General features: G+C 59.9%; 18 protein-coding genes. 9 read left to right on the top strand and 9 right to left on the bottom strand.

Annotated elements, in window-relative coordinates:
• Positions 1–248 precede the first annotated feature (248 nt).
• Genes purB through KZ772_RS02625 form a run of 4 tightly spaced genes read left to right on the top strand, consistent with a single transcriptional unit; the run spans position 249 to position 3682 of the window.
• On the top strand, positions 249–1619 hold the full coding sequence (purB, locus tag KZ772_RS02640; RefSeq protein WP_290538340.1) for an adenylosuccinate lyase: 1371 nt from the start codon (positions 249–251) through the stop codon (positions 1617–1619).
• Positions 1619–2749: a cupin domain-containing protein gene (locus KZ772_RS02635; RefSeq protein WP_290538339.1), complete on the top strand. Its 1131-nt coding sequence runs from the start codon at positions 1619–1621 to the stop codon at positions 2747–2749. The genes purB and KZ772_RS02635 overlap by 1 nt, the downstream gene beginning before the upstream one ends.
• Before the next feature lie 10 nt (positions 2750–2759).
• Positions 2760–3185 (top strand): GNAT family N-acetyltransferase, encoded by a 426-nt coding sequence (locus tag KZ772_RS02630; protein ID WP_290509724.1) that lies wholly within the window; start codon positions 2760–2762, stop codon positions 3183–3185.
• Positions 3185–3682, top strand: coding sequence for a hypothetical protein (locus KZ772_RS02625; RefSeq protein WP_290538338.1), 498 nt, complete (start codon positions 3185–3187; stop codon positions 3680–3682). Before KZ772_RS02630 ends, KZ772_RS02625 begins: the two co-directional genes overlap by 1 nt.
• 120 nt (positions 3683–3802) lie before the next feature.
• Here the strand turns inward: KZ772_RS02625 and KZ772_RS02620 are convergent, their stop codons facing one another.
• Positions 3803–4471: a methyltransferase domain-containing protein gene (locus tag KZ772_RS02620; RefSeq protein WP_290538337.1), complete on the bottom strand. Its 669-nt coding sequence runs from the start codon at positions 4469–4471 to the stop codon at positions 3803–3805.
• A 107-nt stretch (positions 4472–4578) separates the two neighbouring features.
• Here KZ772_RS02620 and KZ772_RS02615 point away from each other — a divergent pair, with 107 nt between their 5' ends.
• Entirely contained in the window at positions 4579–5355 is a 777-nt protein-coding gene (locus KZ772_RS02615; protein WP_290538336.1) for a hypothetical protein, read from the top strand.
• A 147-nt stretch (positions 5356–5502) separates the two neighbouring features.
• Here KZ772_RS02615 and KZ772_RS02610 read toward each other — a convergent pair whose 3' ends face one another.
• From KZ772_RS02610 to KZ772_RS02600, 3 genes are all read right to left on the bottom strand, one after another.
• Positions 5503–7665, bottom strand: coding sequence for a malate synthase G (locus KZ772_RS02610; RefSeq protein ID WP_290538335.1), 2163 nt, complete (start codon positions 7663–7665; stop codon positions 5503–5505).
• A 227-nt stretch (positions 7666–7892) separates the two neighbouring features.
• Positions 7893–8750, bottom strand: a complete 858-nt coding sequence (gene ttcA, locus KZ772_RS02605; protein ID WP_290538334.1) for a tRNA 2-thiocytidine(32) synthetase TtcA — start codon at positions 8748–8750, stop codon at positions 7893–7895.
• Positions 8750–9547 carry an SDR family oxidoreductase gene (locus tag KZ772_RS02600; RefSeq protein WP_290538333.1) on the bottom strand — a complete coding sequence of 266 codons (798 nt, stop codon included), beginning with the start codon at positions 9545–9547 and terminating at the stop codon, positions 8750–8752. Before KZ772_RS02600 ends, ttcA begins: the two co-directional genes overlap by 1 nt.
• Positions 9548–9957: 410 nt before the next feature.
• Here KZ772_RS02600 and KZ772_RS02595 point away from each other — a divergent pair, with 410 nt between their 5' ends.
• Together KZ772_RS02595 and KZ772_RS02590 are read left to right on the top strand one after the other, a co-directional pair.
• The gene (locus KZ772_RS02595) at positions 9958–11109 is read left to right on the top strand and encodes a GGDEF domain-containing protein (protein ID WP_290538332.1); all 1152 of its coding nucleotides are present in this window, start codon (positions 9958–9960) and stop codon (positions 11107–11109) included.
• A gap of 69 nt (positions 11110–11178) precedes the next feature.
• Entirely contained in the window at positions 11179–11733 is a 555-nt protein-coding gene (locus KZ772_RS02590; RefSeq protein WP_290538331.1) for a YecA family protein, read from the top strand.
• 25 nt (positions 11734–11758) lie between these two features.
• Here the strand turns inward: KZ772_RS02590 and KZ772_RS02585 are convergent, their stop codons facing one another.
• The gene (locus KZ772_RS02585; RefSeq protein WP_290538330.1) at positions 11759–12310 is read right to left on the bottom strand and encodes a hypothetical protein; all 552 of its coding nucleotides are present in this window, start codon (positions 12308–12310) and stop codon (positions 11759–11761) included.
• 117 nt (positions 12311–12427) lie between these two features.
• Positions 12428–13996, bottom strand: a complete 1569-nt coding sequence (locus KZ772_RS02580) for a GMC family oxidoreductase (protein WP_290538329.1) — start codon at positions 13994–13996, stop codon at positions 12428–12430.
• A 153-nt stretch (positions 13997–14149) separates the two neighbouring features.
• On the opposite strand from KZ772_RS02580, the gene KZ772_RS02575 reads away from it, so the two are divergent.
• Both KZ772_RS02575 and KZ772_RS02570 read left to right on the top strand, forming a co-directional pair.
• The gene (locus KZ772_RS02575) at positions 14150–14407 is read left to right on the top strand and encodes a hypothetical protein (protein WP_290538328.1); all 258 of its coding nucleotides are present in this window, start codon (positions 14150–14152) and stop codon (positions 14405–14407) included.
• Positions 14408–14535: 128 nt separating this feature from the next.
• Positions 14536–15696 (top strand): prolipoprotein diacylglyceryl transferase family protein, encoded by a 1161-nt coding sequence (locus tag KZ772_RS02570; RefSeq protein WP_290538327.1) that lies wholly within the window; start codon positions 14536–14538, stop codon positions 15694–15696.
• A gap of 253 nt (positions 15697–15949) precedes the next feature.
• Here the strand turns inward: KZ772_RS02570 and modC are convergent, their stop codons facing one another.
• From modC to modA, 3 genes are read right to left on the bottom strand one after another with little or no spacing between them, the layout of a single operon-like run.
• The gene (gene modC / locus KZ772_RS02565; RefSeq protein ID WP_290538326.1) at positions 15950–16999 is read right to left on the bottom strand and encodes a molybdenum ABC transporter ATP-binding protein; all 1050 of its coding nucleotides are present in this window, start codon (positions 16997–16999) and stop codon (positions 15950–15952) included.
• Complete coding sequence (gene modB, locus KZ772_RS02560; RefSeq protein ID WP_290538325.1) at positions 16996–17679, bottom strand: molybdate ABC transporter permease subunit; 684 nt, start codon at positions 17677–17679, stop codon at positions 16996–16998. The genes modC and modB overlap by 4 nt, the downstream gene beginning before the upstream one ends.
• The gene (gene modA, locus KZ772_RS02555; protein WP_290538324.1) at positions 17669–18406 is read right to left on the bottom strand and encodes a molybdate ABC transporter substrate-binding protein; all 738 of its coding nucleotides are present in this window, start codon (positions 18404–18406) and stop codon (positions 17669–17671) included. The genes modB and modA overlap by 11 nt, the downstream gene beginning before the upstream one ends.
• Positions 18407–18466 lie beyond the last annotated feature (60 nt).

Genomic DNA, 18466 nt, shown 5'->3' with positions numbered 1-18466 from the left:
GGCGCGTTGTTGGCGGCGTGCTCAAAAGAAGGTGCGAGTTACGAGGAGCGAGTTTCAAAAAGCGACACGCCATGAGTTAGCGTTTGTTCGAAACTCGCTTCTCGTGACTCGTAACTGAGGAATCGCGCCGCCAGCGACGCGCCTGCCGATACTTCGCCCAACCCGTCAAACAACAACGCAGCCTTTGCGGTTTTACGGTATCATTGCGCCGCTTTTACCCTCACGGAAACGATTCGGGAGCCATTTCCATGTCCAGCCTTACCTCTCTGACTGCCATTTCACCGGTCGATGGCCGCTATGCCGGCAAGGTGGATGCCCTGCGCCAAACCACCAGTGAATACGGCCTTATCCGCTTCCGCGTGCATGTGGAAGTGAGCTGGCTGGAACAGCTCGCCCACGACAAGAACATCCCAGAAGTGCCCTTGATGAGCGGCCAGGCCGCCTGGCACCTGCGCGGCGTAACCCGCGACTTCGATGTCGAGCATGCCGAACGCATCAAGGCCATTGAAGCCACCACCAACCATGACGTGAAAGCGGTGGAATACTTCATCAAGGAACAGATGGCCGAGCACGACGAGCTGGCCGGCATGAGCGAGTTTGTTCACTTCGCCTGCACCAGTGAGGACATCAACAACCTGTCCTACTCCCTGATGCTCAAGGAAGCCCGGGAAATCCTGCTGCCGAAGATGGACCAGGTGATCAGCGCCATCCGTCGCCAAGCCCACGCCCAGGCCGACCAGCCCATGCTGTCGCGCACCCATGGCCAGTCCGCCTCCCCCACCACCGTGGGCAAGGAAATGGCCAACGTGGTGGCCCGCCTGCAGCGCCAGCGCGACCAGTTCGCCGCCGTAGAGCTGCTGGGCAAGATCAACGGTGCCGTGGGCAACTACAACGCTCACTTGTCCGCCTACCCGAATGTGGACTGGGAAGCCTTTGCCCGTCGCTTTGTGGAAGGCCTGGGGCTCACCTTCAACCCCTACACCACCCAGATCGAACCCCACGATTGCGTGGCCGAGTACTTCCACGCCCTGATGCGCTTCAACACCATCCTGCTCGACTTCGACCGGGACGTATGGGGCTACATCTCCCTCGGTTACTTCAAGCAGAAGACCGTGGAAGGCGAAGTTGGCTCCTCCACCATGCCGCACAAGGTCAACCCCATCGACTTCGAGAACTCCGAAGGCAACCTGGGCCTGGCCAATGCCATCATGGATCACCTGGCGGCCAAGCTGCCGATTTCCCGCTGGCAGCGCGACCTGACCGACTCCACCGTGCTGCGTAACGTGGGCGTGGGCCTGGCACACAGCCTGATCGCCTTCGAAGCCAGCCTGAAAGGTATTGGCAAACTGGAAGTAAACCCGGCCCGCCTGAATGCGGATCTGGATGCTGCCTGGGAAGTGCTGGCCGAGCCGATCCAGACCGTCATGCGTCGCTACGGCATCGAGAAGCCCTACGAAAAACTCAAGGCTCTGACACGTGGCAAGGACGGCATCAACCAGGAAACCCTGACCGCCTTCATCAATGAGCTGGCGATCCCGGATGAAGCCAAGGAAATCCTGCTGGCCATGACCCCGGGCAGCTACATCGGCAACGCGCCCCAGCAAGCGCGCAATATCTGATGACAGAACCGGGCCTTCCCACTTTCACGCTGCCGCTCAACCCGGCAGCGTTTTTGCGTGATTACTGGCAGAAAAAGCCCCTGTTCATGCCCGGTGCCGCCAGCGGCCTGGATGAACCGGATGCGGACACCCTGGCCGGGCTGGCGCTGGAAGAGAATGTGGAAGCCCGCATCATTCGCGGCGCCGATGCCGGCCCCTGGGAGCTAAAACAGGGGCCGTTCGAGGAAACCGTGTTTGCCGAGCTGGGCGAACGGGACTGGACCCTGCTGGTGCAGTCCGTGGACCACTATCTCACCGACGTCTCCCTGCTGCTGGATAGCTTCAACTTCCTGCCCAGCTGGCGGCTGGAAGACATCATGATGAGCTATGCCGCCAAGGGCGGCAGCGTCGGCCCACATTTCGACCGCTATGACGTCTTTCTGATCCAGGCCGCCGGTAGCCGCCGCTGGCAGATCGGCGACGCCAGCGACGAAAAAACCGCGAAATTGCCGCATCCTGAACTGAAGTTGCTGGCCGACATGCCGGTGCGGGAAGAGTTCGTGGCCAACCCTGGCGATGTGCTCTATCTGCCGCCCGGCGTAGCTCACCATGGGGTCGCCGAAGACAGCGACTGTATCACCTGGTCGGTGGGTTTCCGGGCCCCGGATTACCAGATGCTGATGGCGGAAATCGCCGGTGAATGCCTGGCCGATGCGGACAGCGAGCTGTTTACCGACGCAGACCGGCAGGTGCCCAAGGATCCGGCCGTACTGGCCGATGGGGACCGTCAGCAACTGATTCGCGGCGCCCTGGATCTGCTCAATCCGGCCGCCATCGAACGGGCAGTTTATCGCTGGCTGTCCACCCCCCGGCTGGATGGACTTGAATTTGCCGTCGATGATGCCCATATTCGCCAGCGCGATCCCTCGATCGCCCTGGTGCGCCATGGTAGTGTGCGCCTGATTTTGCAGGGCAACATTGCCTGGCTAAACGGTGAGCCACACTCACTGACAGAACAACAACGACCACTGGTACAGCTGCTGGCCCGCCAGCGCTGTTATACCCGTGAAGCGCTGGATGCCGTGCTGCAGCCAGCCGGGAGTGAATTGCTACATGACTGGATTGAACAGGGCTTCTTCGCCCCACTATAACGAGACCCCTATGGCTATCAGCATTATCGAGACCCGCTGGGACGAAAACGAAACCGCCCTGCGAGCCCTTCGCCAGAAGGTCTTCATCAGTGAACAGCATGTTCCCGAAGAGCTGGAATGGGATGGCGAAGATGACAAGGCCATCCACTTTCTGGCACTGGACCGGGAACAGAACCCGGTAGGCTGCATTCGCCTGCTGCCCAGCGGCCAGATCAGCCGCCTGTGTGTGCTCTCCGAGCAACGTAACAACGGTGTCGGCAGTTCCCTGCTGGTAGCTGCGGAAGAAGCCGCCCGCGCCAAGGGCATGGAAGAAATCTTTCTGCACGCCCAAACCCACGCCACCAGCTTCTACGAAGCGGCCGGTTTTGCGGTTTCCGGCGGCATCTTCATGGATGCCAACATCCCCCATCGCCAGATGTTCAAACCCCTGGTCTGATGCCCTTTGTCATCGGCGACGACGACACCCTGCACCATCCGGCATTCCGTGAGGCCAGCACTGCGCTGGCCACGCTGATCGCCGCCTGCCGACGCAGTCTGTGGCTGCGGATGCCGGCGCTGGATGGTCTGACCGCCGACCGCGGCCTCTGTGATGCCCTCAAACTCTTGGCCTTGAGCAGTGCCAAAGTGGATATCCGCATTCAGTACGACAGCCAGGACAACGCCGTACGCAACGGCCACCGCCTGATCCACCTGGCCCGCCGACTGCCGTCGCGCATCCAGCTCCGCCAGAGCCAGGAGGATGACCGGGACGGGCAGCTCTGCTTTGCCATCGGCGATGGTACCGGGTTATTCGAAGCTCCGGGCTGGCCACGCCCCAGCCGCCTCGACCTGTGCGCCCACCGCCTGCCCCGGGCACCGCGCCTGGCCCGGCAGTTTCAGGAGCAATGGGAGCGGGCCGCAACCTCAACAGAGTTGAGAGAGCTGCGTCTGTAGGGTGTGTAGGGTGGATTAGCCCGAAGAGGCGTAACCCACCAGAAACGTCGTGCCAGACTTCGAACCGTGTGATGGTGGATTACGCCTTCGGCTAATCCACCCTACGCCCTGACCCCCACGTCACAGACTTGCTGTCAGCCGCCAGTTCACCTGGCCGCTGGCCTGGTATTTTTCCTCGAAATCCGTCAGCGTCTCGCTCTGCATCGGCAGCTCTGACAGCTCGGCCCGGATGCCACTGATCGCCAGTGCCGCCTGCACTTCCTGCAGATACAGTGGCCAGTTACTGCGAATTTCCAGCTCGCCGCCCAGCGACAACACCGTGGGCCAGACCGGGTGGCCGTGCCAGCGACGCTTCAGATGGGCGCTTTTCGGCCAGGGGTTGGGATAGAGAATCTGATGGCGGGCCAGCAGCCAGCCCTCCCCGATCATCAACCGCCACAGGCCAGCGCAATCTGCACGCAACAAGCGCAAATTGTCCGGCAAAGCCTCAAATCGCCGCTCCGCCCGCTGCAACCGCACAGCAGACTGGTCCACCCCTACCACCAACGCCTCGGGGTGCTGGCTGGCCAGCAACAAGGAAGAACGCCCGGTGCCGCAACCGGAATCCAGCATCAACGGCCGCTCTGCCCCCTGCTCCATTCGCCATTGCTGCAGTTGCGAAAACGCCTGAGCATCATGGTCTGCAATTGGCGCCCGCCAGGGGCTTTGCAGGTGTCGACGGACCACCCTCTCAAGATCATCGTGGATTCCGCTTTGGTTAGAGGTAACGCTACGGCTATTCGCAAACATGGCAACTCTGGGACAACTTCAGGCGGCGGCCATTATGCCTGTGATCCGGTAAAGATGCGCAATGAAGCAGCCATGATAGAGTGAGAAAAAGCATGTCGGAGACGACCATGATGCAACGAATACAACGCTGCCGAAATCTCGTTCTGCTGCTCAGCCTGCTGCTGGGGATGTTCGGCCAGAGCATGGCAGACTCCATGCGCATACACGTATTGCCCCGCCCGGATGCAGCGGCTCTACTACCGGTTATCCAGCCGCTACTGGCGCCTGGCGGCAGCGTGCGTGCTTATCAGGGCAAGTTGATCATCCGTACCACCGACAGCAATATGGCCGAACTGGAAGGCGCGCTGGGCAGCCTGGAGGCAAAACCCAGTACCCTGGTTGTTCATCTTCGTCGTCAGGGCAGCAGCAGCGAACAACGCAACGGTGTGGACACCCGCATTGAAGGCCACATTCCCGGCGGCGTATCCGGTGATATCCGCATTGAACAAAGTCAGCGGCAAACACGCCAGCAGGACCATTACCGAATTCGCACCCTCAGCGGTTACCCCGCCCATATCAGCCAGGGTACCCTGCTCGCCCTCGGCGGCGGCTATTACGGTACCGTGCTCGCCGAGCTGCAACAGGGTATCCAGGTGGTACCGCAACTGACCCCGGATGGCAGCGTGGTACTGCAGATCAGCCAGCGCTATGACCAACCGGGCGGCCAGGGCGTGGCACATACTCAATCCAGCGGCACCACCCTGCGGGTACAGCCCGGCGCCTGGCAACCCATGGGTAGCATCACTGTAGACCGCCAACAGGATCAGCGAGGGATTGGCGGGGTGAGAAGCAGCAGCCAGCAGGTCAATCTACCGTTGGAGGTCATGGTGGAGATCAGTGAATAGTTAACAGTGAACAGTTAATAGTTGCGCGGGAAACAACTGGCAGGGATTAAAACGCAAGAGGCCGCGCCCAACGATTGGGCACGGCCTCTTTGCTTTCAAGAACTGCGACGCGAGAACGCGCCGCTGTTAACTGTTAATTATTAACTGTTAACCGTTGCTCTTCAGCTCACGGCGACGACGGTGCAGAACCGGCTCGGTGTAGCCGCTGGGCTGGGAGCAGCCCTCGAACACCAGCTCTACCGCTGCCTGGAAGGCTACGGAGTTGTCGAAGTCCTTGGCCATGGGCACGTACAGCGGATCGTTGGCGTTCTGACGATCGACCACTTCGGCCATGCGCTTCAGGGTTTCCATCACCTGTTCCTGGTTGGTGATGCCGTGGTGCAGCCAGTTGGTCACGTGCTGGCTGGAGATACGCAGCGTGGCCCGGTCTTCCATCAGGCCCACATCATTGATGTCCGGCACCTTGGAACAGCCCACGCCCTGGTCAATCCAGCGCACCATGTAACCCAGAATGCCCTGGGCGTTGTTATCCAGCTCCTGCTGGATTTCCTCGGCAGACAGCTCACGGGTCAGCAGCGGCACGGTGAGGATGTCATCCAGGGACGCGCGCTTGCGGTTGGCCAGCTCTTTCTGCACCTCGGCCACGTTCACTTCGTGGTAGTGGGTCACGTGCAGTGTGGCAGCGGTCGGGGACGGCACCCAGGCACAGTTGGCGCCGGCTTTCGGGTGACCGGCCTTGGTGGCCATCATCTCTGCCATTTCGTCCGGCTTGGGCCACATGCCCTTACCGATCTGGGCATGACCCGGCAGGCCGCATTCCAGGCCGATATCCACGTTCCAGTCTTCGTAGGCGTTGATCCACGGCAGGGCTTTCATGTCACCCTTGCGTGCCATCGGGCCCGCTTCCATGGAGGTGTGCATTTCGTCACCGGTACGATCCAGGAAGCCGGTGTTAATGAAGATCACACGCTCTTTCGCCTGGCGGATACACTCCTTCAGGTTCACGGTGGTGCGACGCTCTTCATCCATGATGCCGATTTTCAGGGTGTTCTTTTCCAGCCCCAGGGCTTTCTCGACACGCTCGAACAGCTCAACGGCGAAGGCCACTTCTTCCGGGCCGTGCATCTTCGGCTTCACGATATACATGGAACCGGTGCGGCTGTTGCTCAGCTTGTTGAGCTTCTTCAGGTCGTGGATGCCGGCCAGCACGGTGACCATGCCGTCCATGATGCCTTCCGGAGTTTCCTCACCGTTCATGAGGATGGCCGGGTTGGTCATCAGGTGACCCACGTTCCGCACCAGCAGCAGAGAGCGACCGTGCAGGGTCAGCGTGGAGCCGTCCAGCGCGGTGTACTCGCGATCAGGGTTCATGGCGCGCGTCATGGTCTTGCCGCCTTTCTCGAAGGACTCCTGCAGGTCGCCCTTCATCAGGCCCGCCCAGTTGCGGTACACCTCGACCTTGTCTTCCGCATCCACAGCAGCCACGGAGTCTTCGCAGTCCTGGATGGTGGTGATGGCGGATTCCAGCAGTACATCCTTCATGTTTGCCGCATCGTCGGCACCAATCGGGTGGCTGGCGTCGATCTGGATTTCCGCATGCAGGTTGTTGTGCTTGAGCAGGATGCCGGACGGTGCCGCCGCATCGCCCACGTAGCCCTGCAGCTGGGACTCGTCTTTCAGGCCGCTCTTGTCACCGCCCAGAGACACTTCCAGCTTGCCATCGACGATGGCGTAGCCGGTGCTGTCCTTGTGGGAACCGCTGGCCAGGGGGAAATAGTTATCTAGGAAGTCGCGGGCCCAGGCGATGACCTTGGCGCCACGCTTGGGGTTGTAGGCACCGCCTTTCTCGGCGCCGCCTTCATCGGAAATCACATCGGTGCCGTACAGGGCATCATACAGGCTGCCCCAGCGGGCATTGGCCGCGTTCAGGGCGAAGCGGGCATTTTTCACCGGTACCACCAGCTGCGGGCCGGCGATGGTGCCGATCTCGTCATCCACATTCTCGGTGGTGACCTTGAAGTCGTCGCCTTCCGGCAACAGGTAGCCGATCTCGGTCAGGAACTGCTTGTACTCGGCCATGTCGATGGCCTGGCCTTTACGGGCCTTGTACCACTCATCCAGCTGAGCCTGGATGGTTTCACGCTTTTCCAGCAGCGCCTTGTTCTTGGGCGCCAGGTCCTTGAGGATGCTTTCCAGCTCGGCCCAGAAGTGTTCCGGGTCCACGCCGGTGCCCGGCGCAATCTCGTTGACTACCAGATCATGGAGTTCGGCAGCGATTTCGAGGCTACCCTTCTGAATACGATCGGTCATGGTGCTCCTACCCTTCTGGTCGAGAGAGTCTTGGTTAATCGGGACATTCGGCGAAAACCCAAGGGTCAATCTCACCTGGGTGAGATCGGAGGAAATCGCAAAAGCCCGGGGAAACGGTTACATGGCCATCCGATGGACAGCCCCGCAAAAAGGCGCGGGCATTTTACCGGAAACGTGGCCGTGAATCATGTTTAGTGGCAAATCGGGGAAAATCGCTGATTTTTTGATCAACCAAACAGGTTGACCACATCCAGCCGGTGGGCCTGTTCACCACCCTGCTGCTGGCCGTCTTCCAGGTTCTCGAAGTCGAACAGACGGGTATCGGCCAATTGCGAAGGGGCAATATTCTGGATCGCAGCAAAGATGTTCTCGATGCGCCCGGGCTGATCCCGGTCCCACTTGTTGAGCATCTCCTTGATCACCTGGCGTTGCAGGTTCTCCTGGGAGCCGCACAGGTTGCAGGGGATGATCGGGAAATCCTTGAAGCTGGAAAACTCGATAATGTCCTTTTCCCGGCAATAGGCCAGCGGGCGAATGACGATATTGCGGTTGTCGTCGCTGCGCAGCTTGGGCGGCATGGCTTTCATCTTGCCGCCGTAGAACATGTTCAGAAACAGGGTTTCGATGATGTCGTCGCGGTGATGGCCCAGGGCAATCTTGTTGGCGCCGATCTCCTCGGCAAAGCCATACAGGCTGCCGCGGCGCAGGCGAGAACACAGGCCGCAGGTGGTTTTACCCTCTGGCACCTTTTCCTTGACGATGGAATAGGTATCCTTCTCGAGGATATGGTACGCCACCCCTTCCTTTTCCAGGTATTCCGGCAATATATGCTCCGGGAACCCCGGTTGCTTCTGGTCCAGGTTCACCGCCACCAGCTCGAAATTCACCGGTGCCGAGTGCTGCAGGTTGCGCAGGATTTCCAGCATGGTGTAGGAATCCTTGCCACCGGACAGGCACACCATCACCTTGTCGCCTTCACCGATCATGTTGAAATCGGCAATGGCGCGGCCCACTTCACGCCGCAGCTTCTTCTGCAGCTTGTTGAGGCGGGTCCGTTGTTTGGCGTCCAGGGCGTCCAGAGACATTACGTCACCTTCATTTTGCGGATCAATCGGCGGTACAGCGCGGGGCTCCAGCGTTTCAGGTAGACACCCGCCCCTTCGCGGCCGGCGATGATAACCTGATCACGGCCCTGCTGCACGGCCTTCACCAGCCGTTCGGCGCATTCTTCCGGGGGAATACCGGCTTCCTGGGCCTCGTCCATGCTGCCCTGAGCGGTACCGTCGGCGGTAAGCGCATTCAGGGACACGTTGGTGTGGATAAAGCCCGGCATTACCAGGGTCACCCGGATACCGGCCTCGTATTCCTCCGCACGCAGAGATTCAAAGAAACCATGGAGGGCGTGCTTGCTGGCGCTGTAGGCGCTGCGCAGTGGCGTAGGCAGTTCGCCCACCAGGGAGGTCACCACCACAAATCGCCCTCTGCCCTGTTCTTTCAACCAGGGCAGCACCGCCTTGGTCAGTGCCACGGTACCAAAGAAATTCACCTCCATGATGCGCCGATCCACCGCCAGATCCGTGTCGGCCACCAGGGATCGCTGGGAAATCCCGCCGTTATGGACCACCTGATCAAGACGTCCGAAACGCTGGCGCACCGCCGCGACGGCGGCGGGCATGGCCCCGGCATCCGCCAGATCCAGCGGCAGCACCAGATGATCATCGCTGTTGACCAACCCTTCGCGGACCCGCTTCAGCTCCTCTTCCCGACGGGCCGAAAGCACCAGAGTGGCGCCCCGGCGGGCATATTCCTTCGCCACAGCCTCACCAATTCCGGAGGACGCCCCGGTTATCCATACCACCTTGCCAGCCAGCGTTTCGGCCATCTAACACGCTCCTTGAAATCAAATACACCGCAAGGGTAATGGCATGGGCGAGAAATCCAAAGACAGGAATGCCAAACAGGCTCACTGCGAAGCCGCGCAGGAGCTGGCACTCGAACAGCGATTGCCGGGCTTCCAGCGTGGGAGTCCTTCCGCGGCTTCACGCACTGCGGTGAAATAACCCTGTTTCGAGAAATAATTCGCAACATATTGTTTTTAAAGGATTTGAATTCTTTTCTTTGCCGCATTCCCCCCAGCCCATGGGGCCGCAACTTTCAGCATGAGAGCGGCATCCCGCCCGACATGATCAGGCCTCACAACACCGCGTTAACACACCCGTCAAACGATTGTGTTGCCCGAGCCGGTCTGTCAGCTTCTCTCTACCTCTCACTATGACATCACTGTGACCTGTGATGAGAAAAACGGTAAAGTCAGATAAAAAGCCACCCGGCCACCAACAGGACTTTATCGCTTACGTGTTTACCCTGATTCCCGCCGACCCGCCGGAGCGCGCCATCCGCCTCCGCCGCCAGATCATGGCCGTTTATTCCTATTGCCTGCTATGGGTAGGGACGATAATCGGCGTCGAACTCAGTGCCTTTGCCCCGGATACGCCACACCTGACCATTTTCGCGGTGCTATTCGCCATCAATCTGGTGTTCTACCTGCTGATCCGCAGCGGCCTCAGTGAACGACTCGGCGATCCCAGCCTGACCATTCTGCAGATGGCCACGGGCATCATCCTTACCACGGTGATCCTCCACTACACCCGCGAGCTGCGTGGCGCCATGTTGAGCATCTACTTCATGGTGATGACCTTCGGCATTTTTGCCCTGGACCGGCGCCGGCAAATGGCCATGGCTGGCTTTACCCTGCTCTGTTTCACCGCCTTGCAAGTCTACGAATGGATAGAAACGCCCCAGCAGGCGATCTTTTCGTTTCTGATCGGCCACTGGATCATCCTCGCCCTGATCCTGTGCTGGTTTATCTATATGGGGGGATATATCCACAACCTGCAAAACCGGGTCCGGGATCAACGGGAAAACCTGCGTGATGCCCACAGGCGCCTGAAAGCTATTGCGGTACGCGATGATCTCACCGGGCTGTATAACCGCCGCCATTTTCTGGAACGGCTGGAAGAAGAGCTCTCCCTCGCCAACCGCAACCACACGCCTCTGTACCTGGCGATTATCGATCTGGACCATTTCAAGCAGGTCAACGATAACTACGGCCATCACAGTGGCGACGAGGTCCTCAGCCGGTTTGCCCGTATCGCCAGCCAGAGCCTGCGCAAGTCGGACCTGCTGGCCCGCTATGGCGGGGAAGAATTCGTGGTGCTGTTTCCCCATGCCTCCGAGGCTGCCAGTGAGGCCGCTCTTGAGCGCTTGCGCAGCCAGTTTGCTGAACAGGGCTACGACTTCGCTCCACAACTGCATACCACTTTTTCTGCAGGGCTCACCGCCTTTCATGAAGGAGAAACCGCAGACCAGTTAACCAAACGGGCGGATACCGCCTTGTATGAAGCCAAATCCCGGGGACGAAACCGGATAGCAAAACTGCCCTGAGCCATAATGCCGGGAATGCCTGGAGCCCCTGAACAACTCCCGGTATGCTTGCGGCCAGCGGAGGACTCAATGTCAGATATCACCAATCCCAGCCTGAAAAATACCGTTCGCCAATATTTCCAGGAGCAAGGCGAAGACGCCCCTACCTGGACGGAAATCCATGGCATGCTCTGTGCCCTGGCCGTGGGGCCAGAGGTGGAGTCAGTGGATTATGCTGCGGAGCTGGAGATGCCGGTTCCAGGGGAAGTCAGCGATGCCCTCAACCGGTTGCGCGAGCGGCTGGTCACCCAGTTGCTTGGCGGGGATGCCATCAACCTGCCCTGCCTGCTGGACCCATTCCAGGAAGAGGATGGCCAGGATCTGGCTAGCTGGTGTGCCGGTTTCATGACCGGGGTTTTCGTGGATGAGGAGGCCTGGTATCAGGATGATGAGGAACAGATGGCTCAGCTGTTACTACCCTTCATTCTTATCTCCGGGGTAGACGATGACGAAGCTCTGGACACCCTCTGGGAAAACACCCAGGTGGTCCGGCAAATGGCCTTGAGCATCCCGGAAATACTGGAAGAGCTTTACCTGGTATTTCATGGTCCGGACCAGGGCGAGGTATTCGCCCCGGCAGATTAACCGAACACCAGGCACAAACCGGGAGTCAGTCTTCCTGCAAAGACAGGTGACTGATGTCCGGGGAAACCGGCGGTTTTTCCTCTTTTTTCTGCCCCAGCACTTCCCCGGCCTGGGCCATGCTCAGGTGACTGACATCCGGTGCTGGCGGTGGTGCTGCCTTGTCGCTGTTATCCATTTCCGCCCCCACTTCTGCCACAGAGAACGCCCCGGAAAAACCGGTGCCCCCGGTGCGGATGGTGCCAACCGTTTCCAGATCCCCTGACGTCTGCTCTGACTGCTCCTGACTTTCAGGTGCCGGAGAAGCGGCACGGGGCTCCGGTGCCGATGGCGGCTGTACAGGATCTGCTACCGGCCGCAATTCGCACTCGGCACCGGCCTGTTTCAGCACCGCGCGGAATTTCATGGCGGTGGCCTGGTCCGCATCCTTCTTCAGCACCACCGGTTGCCCGGAGAACAGTTTCTCCACCCGGGCTGCATCCATCTTGAAAATTTTTCCCAGGTTGGCCTTCACCGTAGCCGGGTCCGACCCTTTCACCAGCTGACCGGCAAAAACAATATGAAAACGGGTATCGGCCATTGTGGATTCCTCTCTCATTCTCGTTCACTACCAATGTAGCGCACTCGACCATGGGCAGCACGGTTGCTCAAAGCCTGTTTACCTGTGTTGCGTGACGCATGCAGCTTGAAGCCGCCGTCACGCCATTTCACTGGCGGCGTATTCAGCCAGCGCAGCAATGGTGCGCGACGGATTCAGGCCCAATGCACGAGGCACCATGGCACCATCAACCACAAACAGATTGGGATAGTTGAACACTTCCCCCCGGTGGTCTACCACACCCTGCTCCACAGAATCGGCCATATTGCAGCCCCCTAGCGGGTGCGGGGTGACCAGATCCTTGAACCAGGTCCAGGTAGCAGGGGTCATGGGTTCCCCCCCGGTGGCGGCGGTCAGCGCCAGGTGCCGGTCCGCCAGGCCCTGTACTGCCTTTTCCGCCTTGCGGTAATCCCATTCCAGCTTCAACCGGTCTTTCTTCCAGGGCCAGTACCAGCGTCGGCCCAGATAGAAACGACCACCGGGGTCGTCCATGGCTTGCCCGAACCAGGGCATCATCTTCGCAAAGGGATCACTGCTGTCACCGTATTCGAGCATGGCCGCTCCCAGCCGGGTGCCGGCAAAACGGGAATTCTTCCCCAGCCGCTCCATCCAGCTACCGAGAATATCCGGCACGCCACCGTCTTCCACAAAATACCGTGCGCCACCATCGGAGCCATCCAGGTAATCGATGGCACTGGTAATGGTGGGGCCCCGAGTGGGAGAAACCCGTCGCTCGTCATAGAATGCCATCGTGGCAAAGTCACCATTGCAGGACCAGTTGTGGCCCAGCTTGCGACTCAGTTTCGGCAGGGTCTTGTATTGATCCCGACAGCGCAACAGCAGTTCCGTGGAGCCCATGGAACCGGCAGCCACGATCACCTTCTCTGCCTTGAACCGTCGCCAGCAATGGCTATCCAGGTCCCGGGCCAGCACCTCATAGCCACCGCCATCCAGAGCGCGAATGGTACGCACATGATGCAGGGGGCGAACATCGGCACCGGCGTTCTCCGCCGCTGCCAGGTAATTCATATCCAGGGTGTTCTTGGCTTGCACCGGGCAACCCAGATCGCAATTACCGCAATGCACACAGGTGCCCTGGGTCTTGCCCTGTGGATTCACCCAGGATCGGCTGTGGCCATAGTCATACGGGTCATCGCGCTCCGGGCTCCACTCCGGATCAAAGGTGATCGCCTGGGGAACAATACGAAACCGGTCACCGGCCCCCACCGCGTCTGCCCCCTCTTTCATCAGGTGCGTACGTGGTGTCCATTGATTGGCCGGCAACTCCTGCACATTGAGCATGACACCGGTGGTATCGTAATGGGGCTTGAGCGTGGCGTAGTCGATGGCCTCGGGCCAGCCTTGCGCGAATGCCTCCGGCCTGGCTTCGATGCTGACGTTGGCATAGATCAGGGAACCACCGCCAACACCGGCACCCATGGCGATACTCATGTCGCCGAAATAGCGGAAATCAATCCAACCGTTCTGTTTTTCCGGTTCCTTTTCATCCCACAGCCAGTCTCGCTGGGATACCGAAGGGTAATCCTCCGGCAACCAACGCCGCCCCCTTTCCAGCACCACCACCCGGCTTCCCTTCTCCGCCATCCGGCAGGCCATCACCGAGCCGCCGAAGCCGCTGCCGATGATCAGGACATCCACATTTTCCATTGTCTCCCCCAACCCCTGTTTTTTTATCGTCACCTTTGCGACAACGCTTTTTTAATCAAGGTTTTGCACTATAAAATTAACTGTCAATCCTGTCTATTTGCAGCACTTTCCAGTAATCTGGCGACTGTCTTCGCCGGCCTCATTGCAGCACCCATGGAACAGATCGATTTCGTCACTATTGAAGAGCAGCAACGCCCCCGCAAGCGCAATGGCGCCGCGCGCAAACCTGCTCCGAAGAAAGCCGCGAAGCCGCAGCGCCCGGGTGCCGTTCGCGACGGCTACCGCCGCCTCACAGCTGATATCCCCGCCGATCTGCACAAGCGCCTGAAAATGCAGGCTCTGATGGAGGACCGCTCCGTCACTGAACTGATCGTGCAAGCCGCGGAGTGTTTTCTTCGCAATCGGGACTAGCAAAAAGCACGCAGCATGCCTGCCAGGTTAGTCCCCTCCTCTTTCACACAATCGTAACCCCCCTGTCATTCCTCCGCACCGATCCATAACCATCCTGACAATCGACGCCACCGTTGAGGAGCTAGCAGATGGCTGCGGATCTGTTTTTGTTAGGGTGCACCCTGGTCTTCGGGGTGAGCTTTCGCTTTCTCTTCCATCACCTGCCGGAAGAACGCTGGCAATTCGTCGCCTCGCTACCCCTGAAGAAAAACAGCGATGGCTCCTGGCAAGGCCTGAACCTGACTTTCTATGGGTTATTTACCGGCATTGCCGGCGGGCTCGGCGTTGCCGCCTTCATTCTGCTCACCGCCTCCGCTGGCGTAGCCCTTGGTACTGCCTTGCTGCTAACGTTGGGAGTGCTGGCCATTTGCCTGCCTGCGGCCAAGATAATTGCCACTGTGGTGGAGAAAAACCGCCATGGTTTTACCGTGGGCGGCGCCAGCTTTGTGGGCATTATCATCGCCCCGCTTTTTCTCTGGCTGGCGGACCTGGCCAGCCAGCGCTGGTGGGACACGGCCCTGCCGATTCTGCCCATGCTGGCGGCCATGTCCATTGCCTATGTGCTGGGTGAAGGCATCGGCCGGCTGGCCTGCATCAGCTTCGGCTGCTGTTACGGCAAGGCACTGAATCGCTCACCACGGTGGGCCCAGCGCCTGTTCTGTACCCTTAATCATGTCTTTATCGGCAAGACCAAGAAGATCGCCTTTGCCGGGGAAATGGAAGCGGTAAAAGTCATTCCTATCCAGGCGGTGACCTGCGTGATTTATACCGCCCTGGCCCTGCTCTGCAGCGCCCTGTTTTTCCATCGGCAATTTGCACTGGCCTTTGCCCTGAGTCTGGTGAGCAGCCAGTTGTGGCGGGTGTATTCCGAGACACTGCGGGCAGATTATCGAGGCGGCAGCAAGCTGTTCTCCGTCTACCAACTGATGGCACTACTGGCCGCGCTCTATGGCATTGCCATCAGCCTGGCGCTACCTGCCCATGCCGGCCTTGCCCCGGATCTGGCTGCCGGGCTGGGCGCCCTGTGGACACCGGGCGTCATCCTCAGCCTGCAGGTCATCACCGTGACCATGTTCTTCTTCTCCGGCACCAGCACCATCACCACCGGCGAACTCCGCTTCGGCCTGGCCGAAGACTGGCGCAGCCAGGCAGGGTGTGAAGAGGAAGGGTGCAAGGGAGAGGGGAGAAGGCGGCAGCTTGAACAGCTGCAAGCTACAAGCCTCAAGCTACAACACGAGAAACGAATGTAGTGTTTCCAACGCAAGAGGCCGCGCCCAGGACTCGGGCGCGGCCTCTTGCGTTTCAAATACCAACATTATTGAGCCGCGTTGTAGCTTGTAGCTTGTAGCTTGTAGCTTGTAGCTTGTAGCTTGTAGCTTGTAGCTTGTAGCTTGTAGCTTGTAGCTTGTAGCTTGTAGCTTGTAGCTTGTAGCTTGTAGCTTGTAGCTTGTAGCTTGTAGCTTGTAGCTTGTAGCTTGTAGCTTGTAGCTTGAAGCTTTGACCTCACCCCAACGCCACCGCCTTCACCTGTGCATAGAGCTGGGTACCGGGAAACACTTCCAGCTCCCGGGCGGAGCGGCTGGAGATGCGGGCCAGCAGGCGTTGATCGCCCAGGACCAATTGCACTACCGCCTGCCCCGGCCCCACTTCACGCAGCCCCGCCACCTGCACCGGATGGATATTGAGGATGCTGGAATCCTGCGGCGCCTGGCGACACAGACTCACATCCCGGGCGGCAATACGGAGGCGCACCGGTTCATCGCCCGCCACCGGCTGGGCCGCCGGCAGCCAGAAGGTCTGCTGCGCAACAGTCACCGCCTGCAAATGATCGTGGCTGTCATAATCCCCCAGCTCGCCGTACAGCAAGGCGGTGGCATCGCCCCGCTGTGCCAGCGGACCATCCAGCCGGGCCAGCTCCTCATGGGCCTTGCCGCTGGCCACGATACGGCCCTGCTCCATCAGCCAGACCTGCCGCGACAGGGTCAGTAACTCATCCAGATCATGAGTAACGTAGATCACCGGCACCTGCCTGGCAATCTCGCTGACCATGCCCAGCAGTTCCTGCTTGTGACCGTGATCCAGGGCGGACAGGGGCTCATCCAGTAACAGCAGTTCCGGCCCCGCCAGTAGCGCTCGGGCCAGTGCCACCCGTTGGGCCTCACCACCGGACAGTGTCGTCACGGAACGATCCAGCAAAGCATCGATTCGCGTCTGGTTGACCACCCTGTTCAGATCCCCTGCCTTTCCCCGGCGCTTCATCACGTAGGTCAGATTGCCGCGTACACTCAAATGCCGGAACAGGGTCGGCGCCTGAAACATCATGCCCAGGGGGCGCTCCCAGGGCGGTAGCTTGACCTCATCGGTTTGCCATAACTGCTCACCGAAGCGAACCTCGCCATCACAATCCTGAAGGCCCGCGAGCATCCGCAGCAGCGTGCTTTTACCGGAACCGGAAGGACCAAACAGCACGGTCACCCCCGTGGCCGGAAGCTGTGCCTGCACCTGCAGGCGACACTGCCCCACCTGTCCGGACAGGGAGAATGCCAAGCTCATGGCATCACCCCCGTGCTCTGCTTGCGTTGCCAGCGAAACAGGGCCCACAGCATCAGCACCGAGGCCACCAACAGCACGGCGGCCAGCCGGTGGGCATTGGCGTAGTCCCCTGCCTCCACATGCTCATAAAGCGCCACAGAGGCCACTCGGGTTTCCCCCGCCAGGCTACCGCCAATCATCAGCACCACACCGAATTCTCCCAGGGTGTGGGCAATACCGAGAATGGCCGCAGTGGCATAGCCCTGACGGGCCTGGGGAATCACCAACGAAAAGAAGCGGTCCATGGGTCGGGCACCAGACACCGCTGCCATATCCAGCTGGCGAGGCTCAATGGCTGCGAAGGCATTCTTGAGGGGTTGCAGGACAAACGGCAGCGAATAGACCAGCGAGCCAATCACCAGACCGGTAAAGCTGAACGCCAGGGAACGAACATCGCCCCATTGCGCCAGCCAGCCACCCGGCCCATTCGGTCCCAGCCCGATCAACAAATAAAAACCCAGCACAGATGGCGGCAGTACCAGCGGCAGCGCCAGCAAGGCCTCCAGCAGCGCCTGGCCGGGCAAACGACGACGGGCCAGCCACCAGGCCAACGGCGTACATACCATCAGCAGGATGACGGTGGTGACCAGCGCCAGTTTGATGCTGACCCACAGGGCCAGCCAGTCGCCATCATTCAACATTATCGGCGACCTCATCGGTACGGTAACCCAGCTCACGAATCATCGCCTGGGCCTCGGCAGAAAACAGAAAATCATAAAAATGGTGAGTTGCGGGCGCATCTGTCAGCAAACCTGCCTGCTGAAGGATGGGCGGATAAAAAACCTCAGGGATACGCCATTGTCGCCCCCCCTGCCCTCGTATCTGACTCAGTGCCACAAAGGCCGCCTCGGCGGCGCCGCTGTGGGCAAAATGATAGCTCTGCCCTACGTTCTCCGCCTTTACCAAAATCACCGAATCCGGCAGCGGAAATCGTTCCAGAACTGCCTGAGCGGCCTCCCCATAGGGCGCGGTACGCGGGTTGGCCATGGCCACTGGAGTGACCATACCGGCTACCAGCGATTGACCATCGAGTACCTCGCCGGCGCCCGGGGACCACAACACCAACCTGCCAATGGCATAGGTGCGCACAGTGCCAGCCAGTATCAGCCCTTCCGACGCCAGCTCCTGCGGCCGCCGAGCATCTGCGGCAAGGAAAATATCGTAGGGCGCCCCCTGTCGGATCTGCGCCGCCAGTTTTCCGCTGGAACCCACGGTGATCTGAATATCCGCCCGGGGGTTATGCTGGCGATACTGCGCGACCAGTTGTTTCAGCGGGGAGGAAAAATTGGCAGCGACAGCAATCTGCACGGGCTCAGCAGCCGCGATGGTGACAACCATCAACAGCAGGCTGGCAAACAAACACTTCATGGAGGCTCCACGACGATGACCTGGCAGGGCCCAGTCTATGTCATCACGCCGGGCGGCACT

The organism is Alcanivorax sp., assembly GCF_019431375.1.
Classification (GTDB): Bacteria; Pseudomonadota; Gammaproteobacteria; order Pseudomonadales; family Alcanivoracaceae; genus Alcanivorax; species Alcanivorax jadensis_A.
Note: the sequence above shows the minus strand (reverse complement) of the source record. Positions and strands in the feature narration are given on the sequence as shown.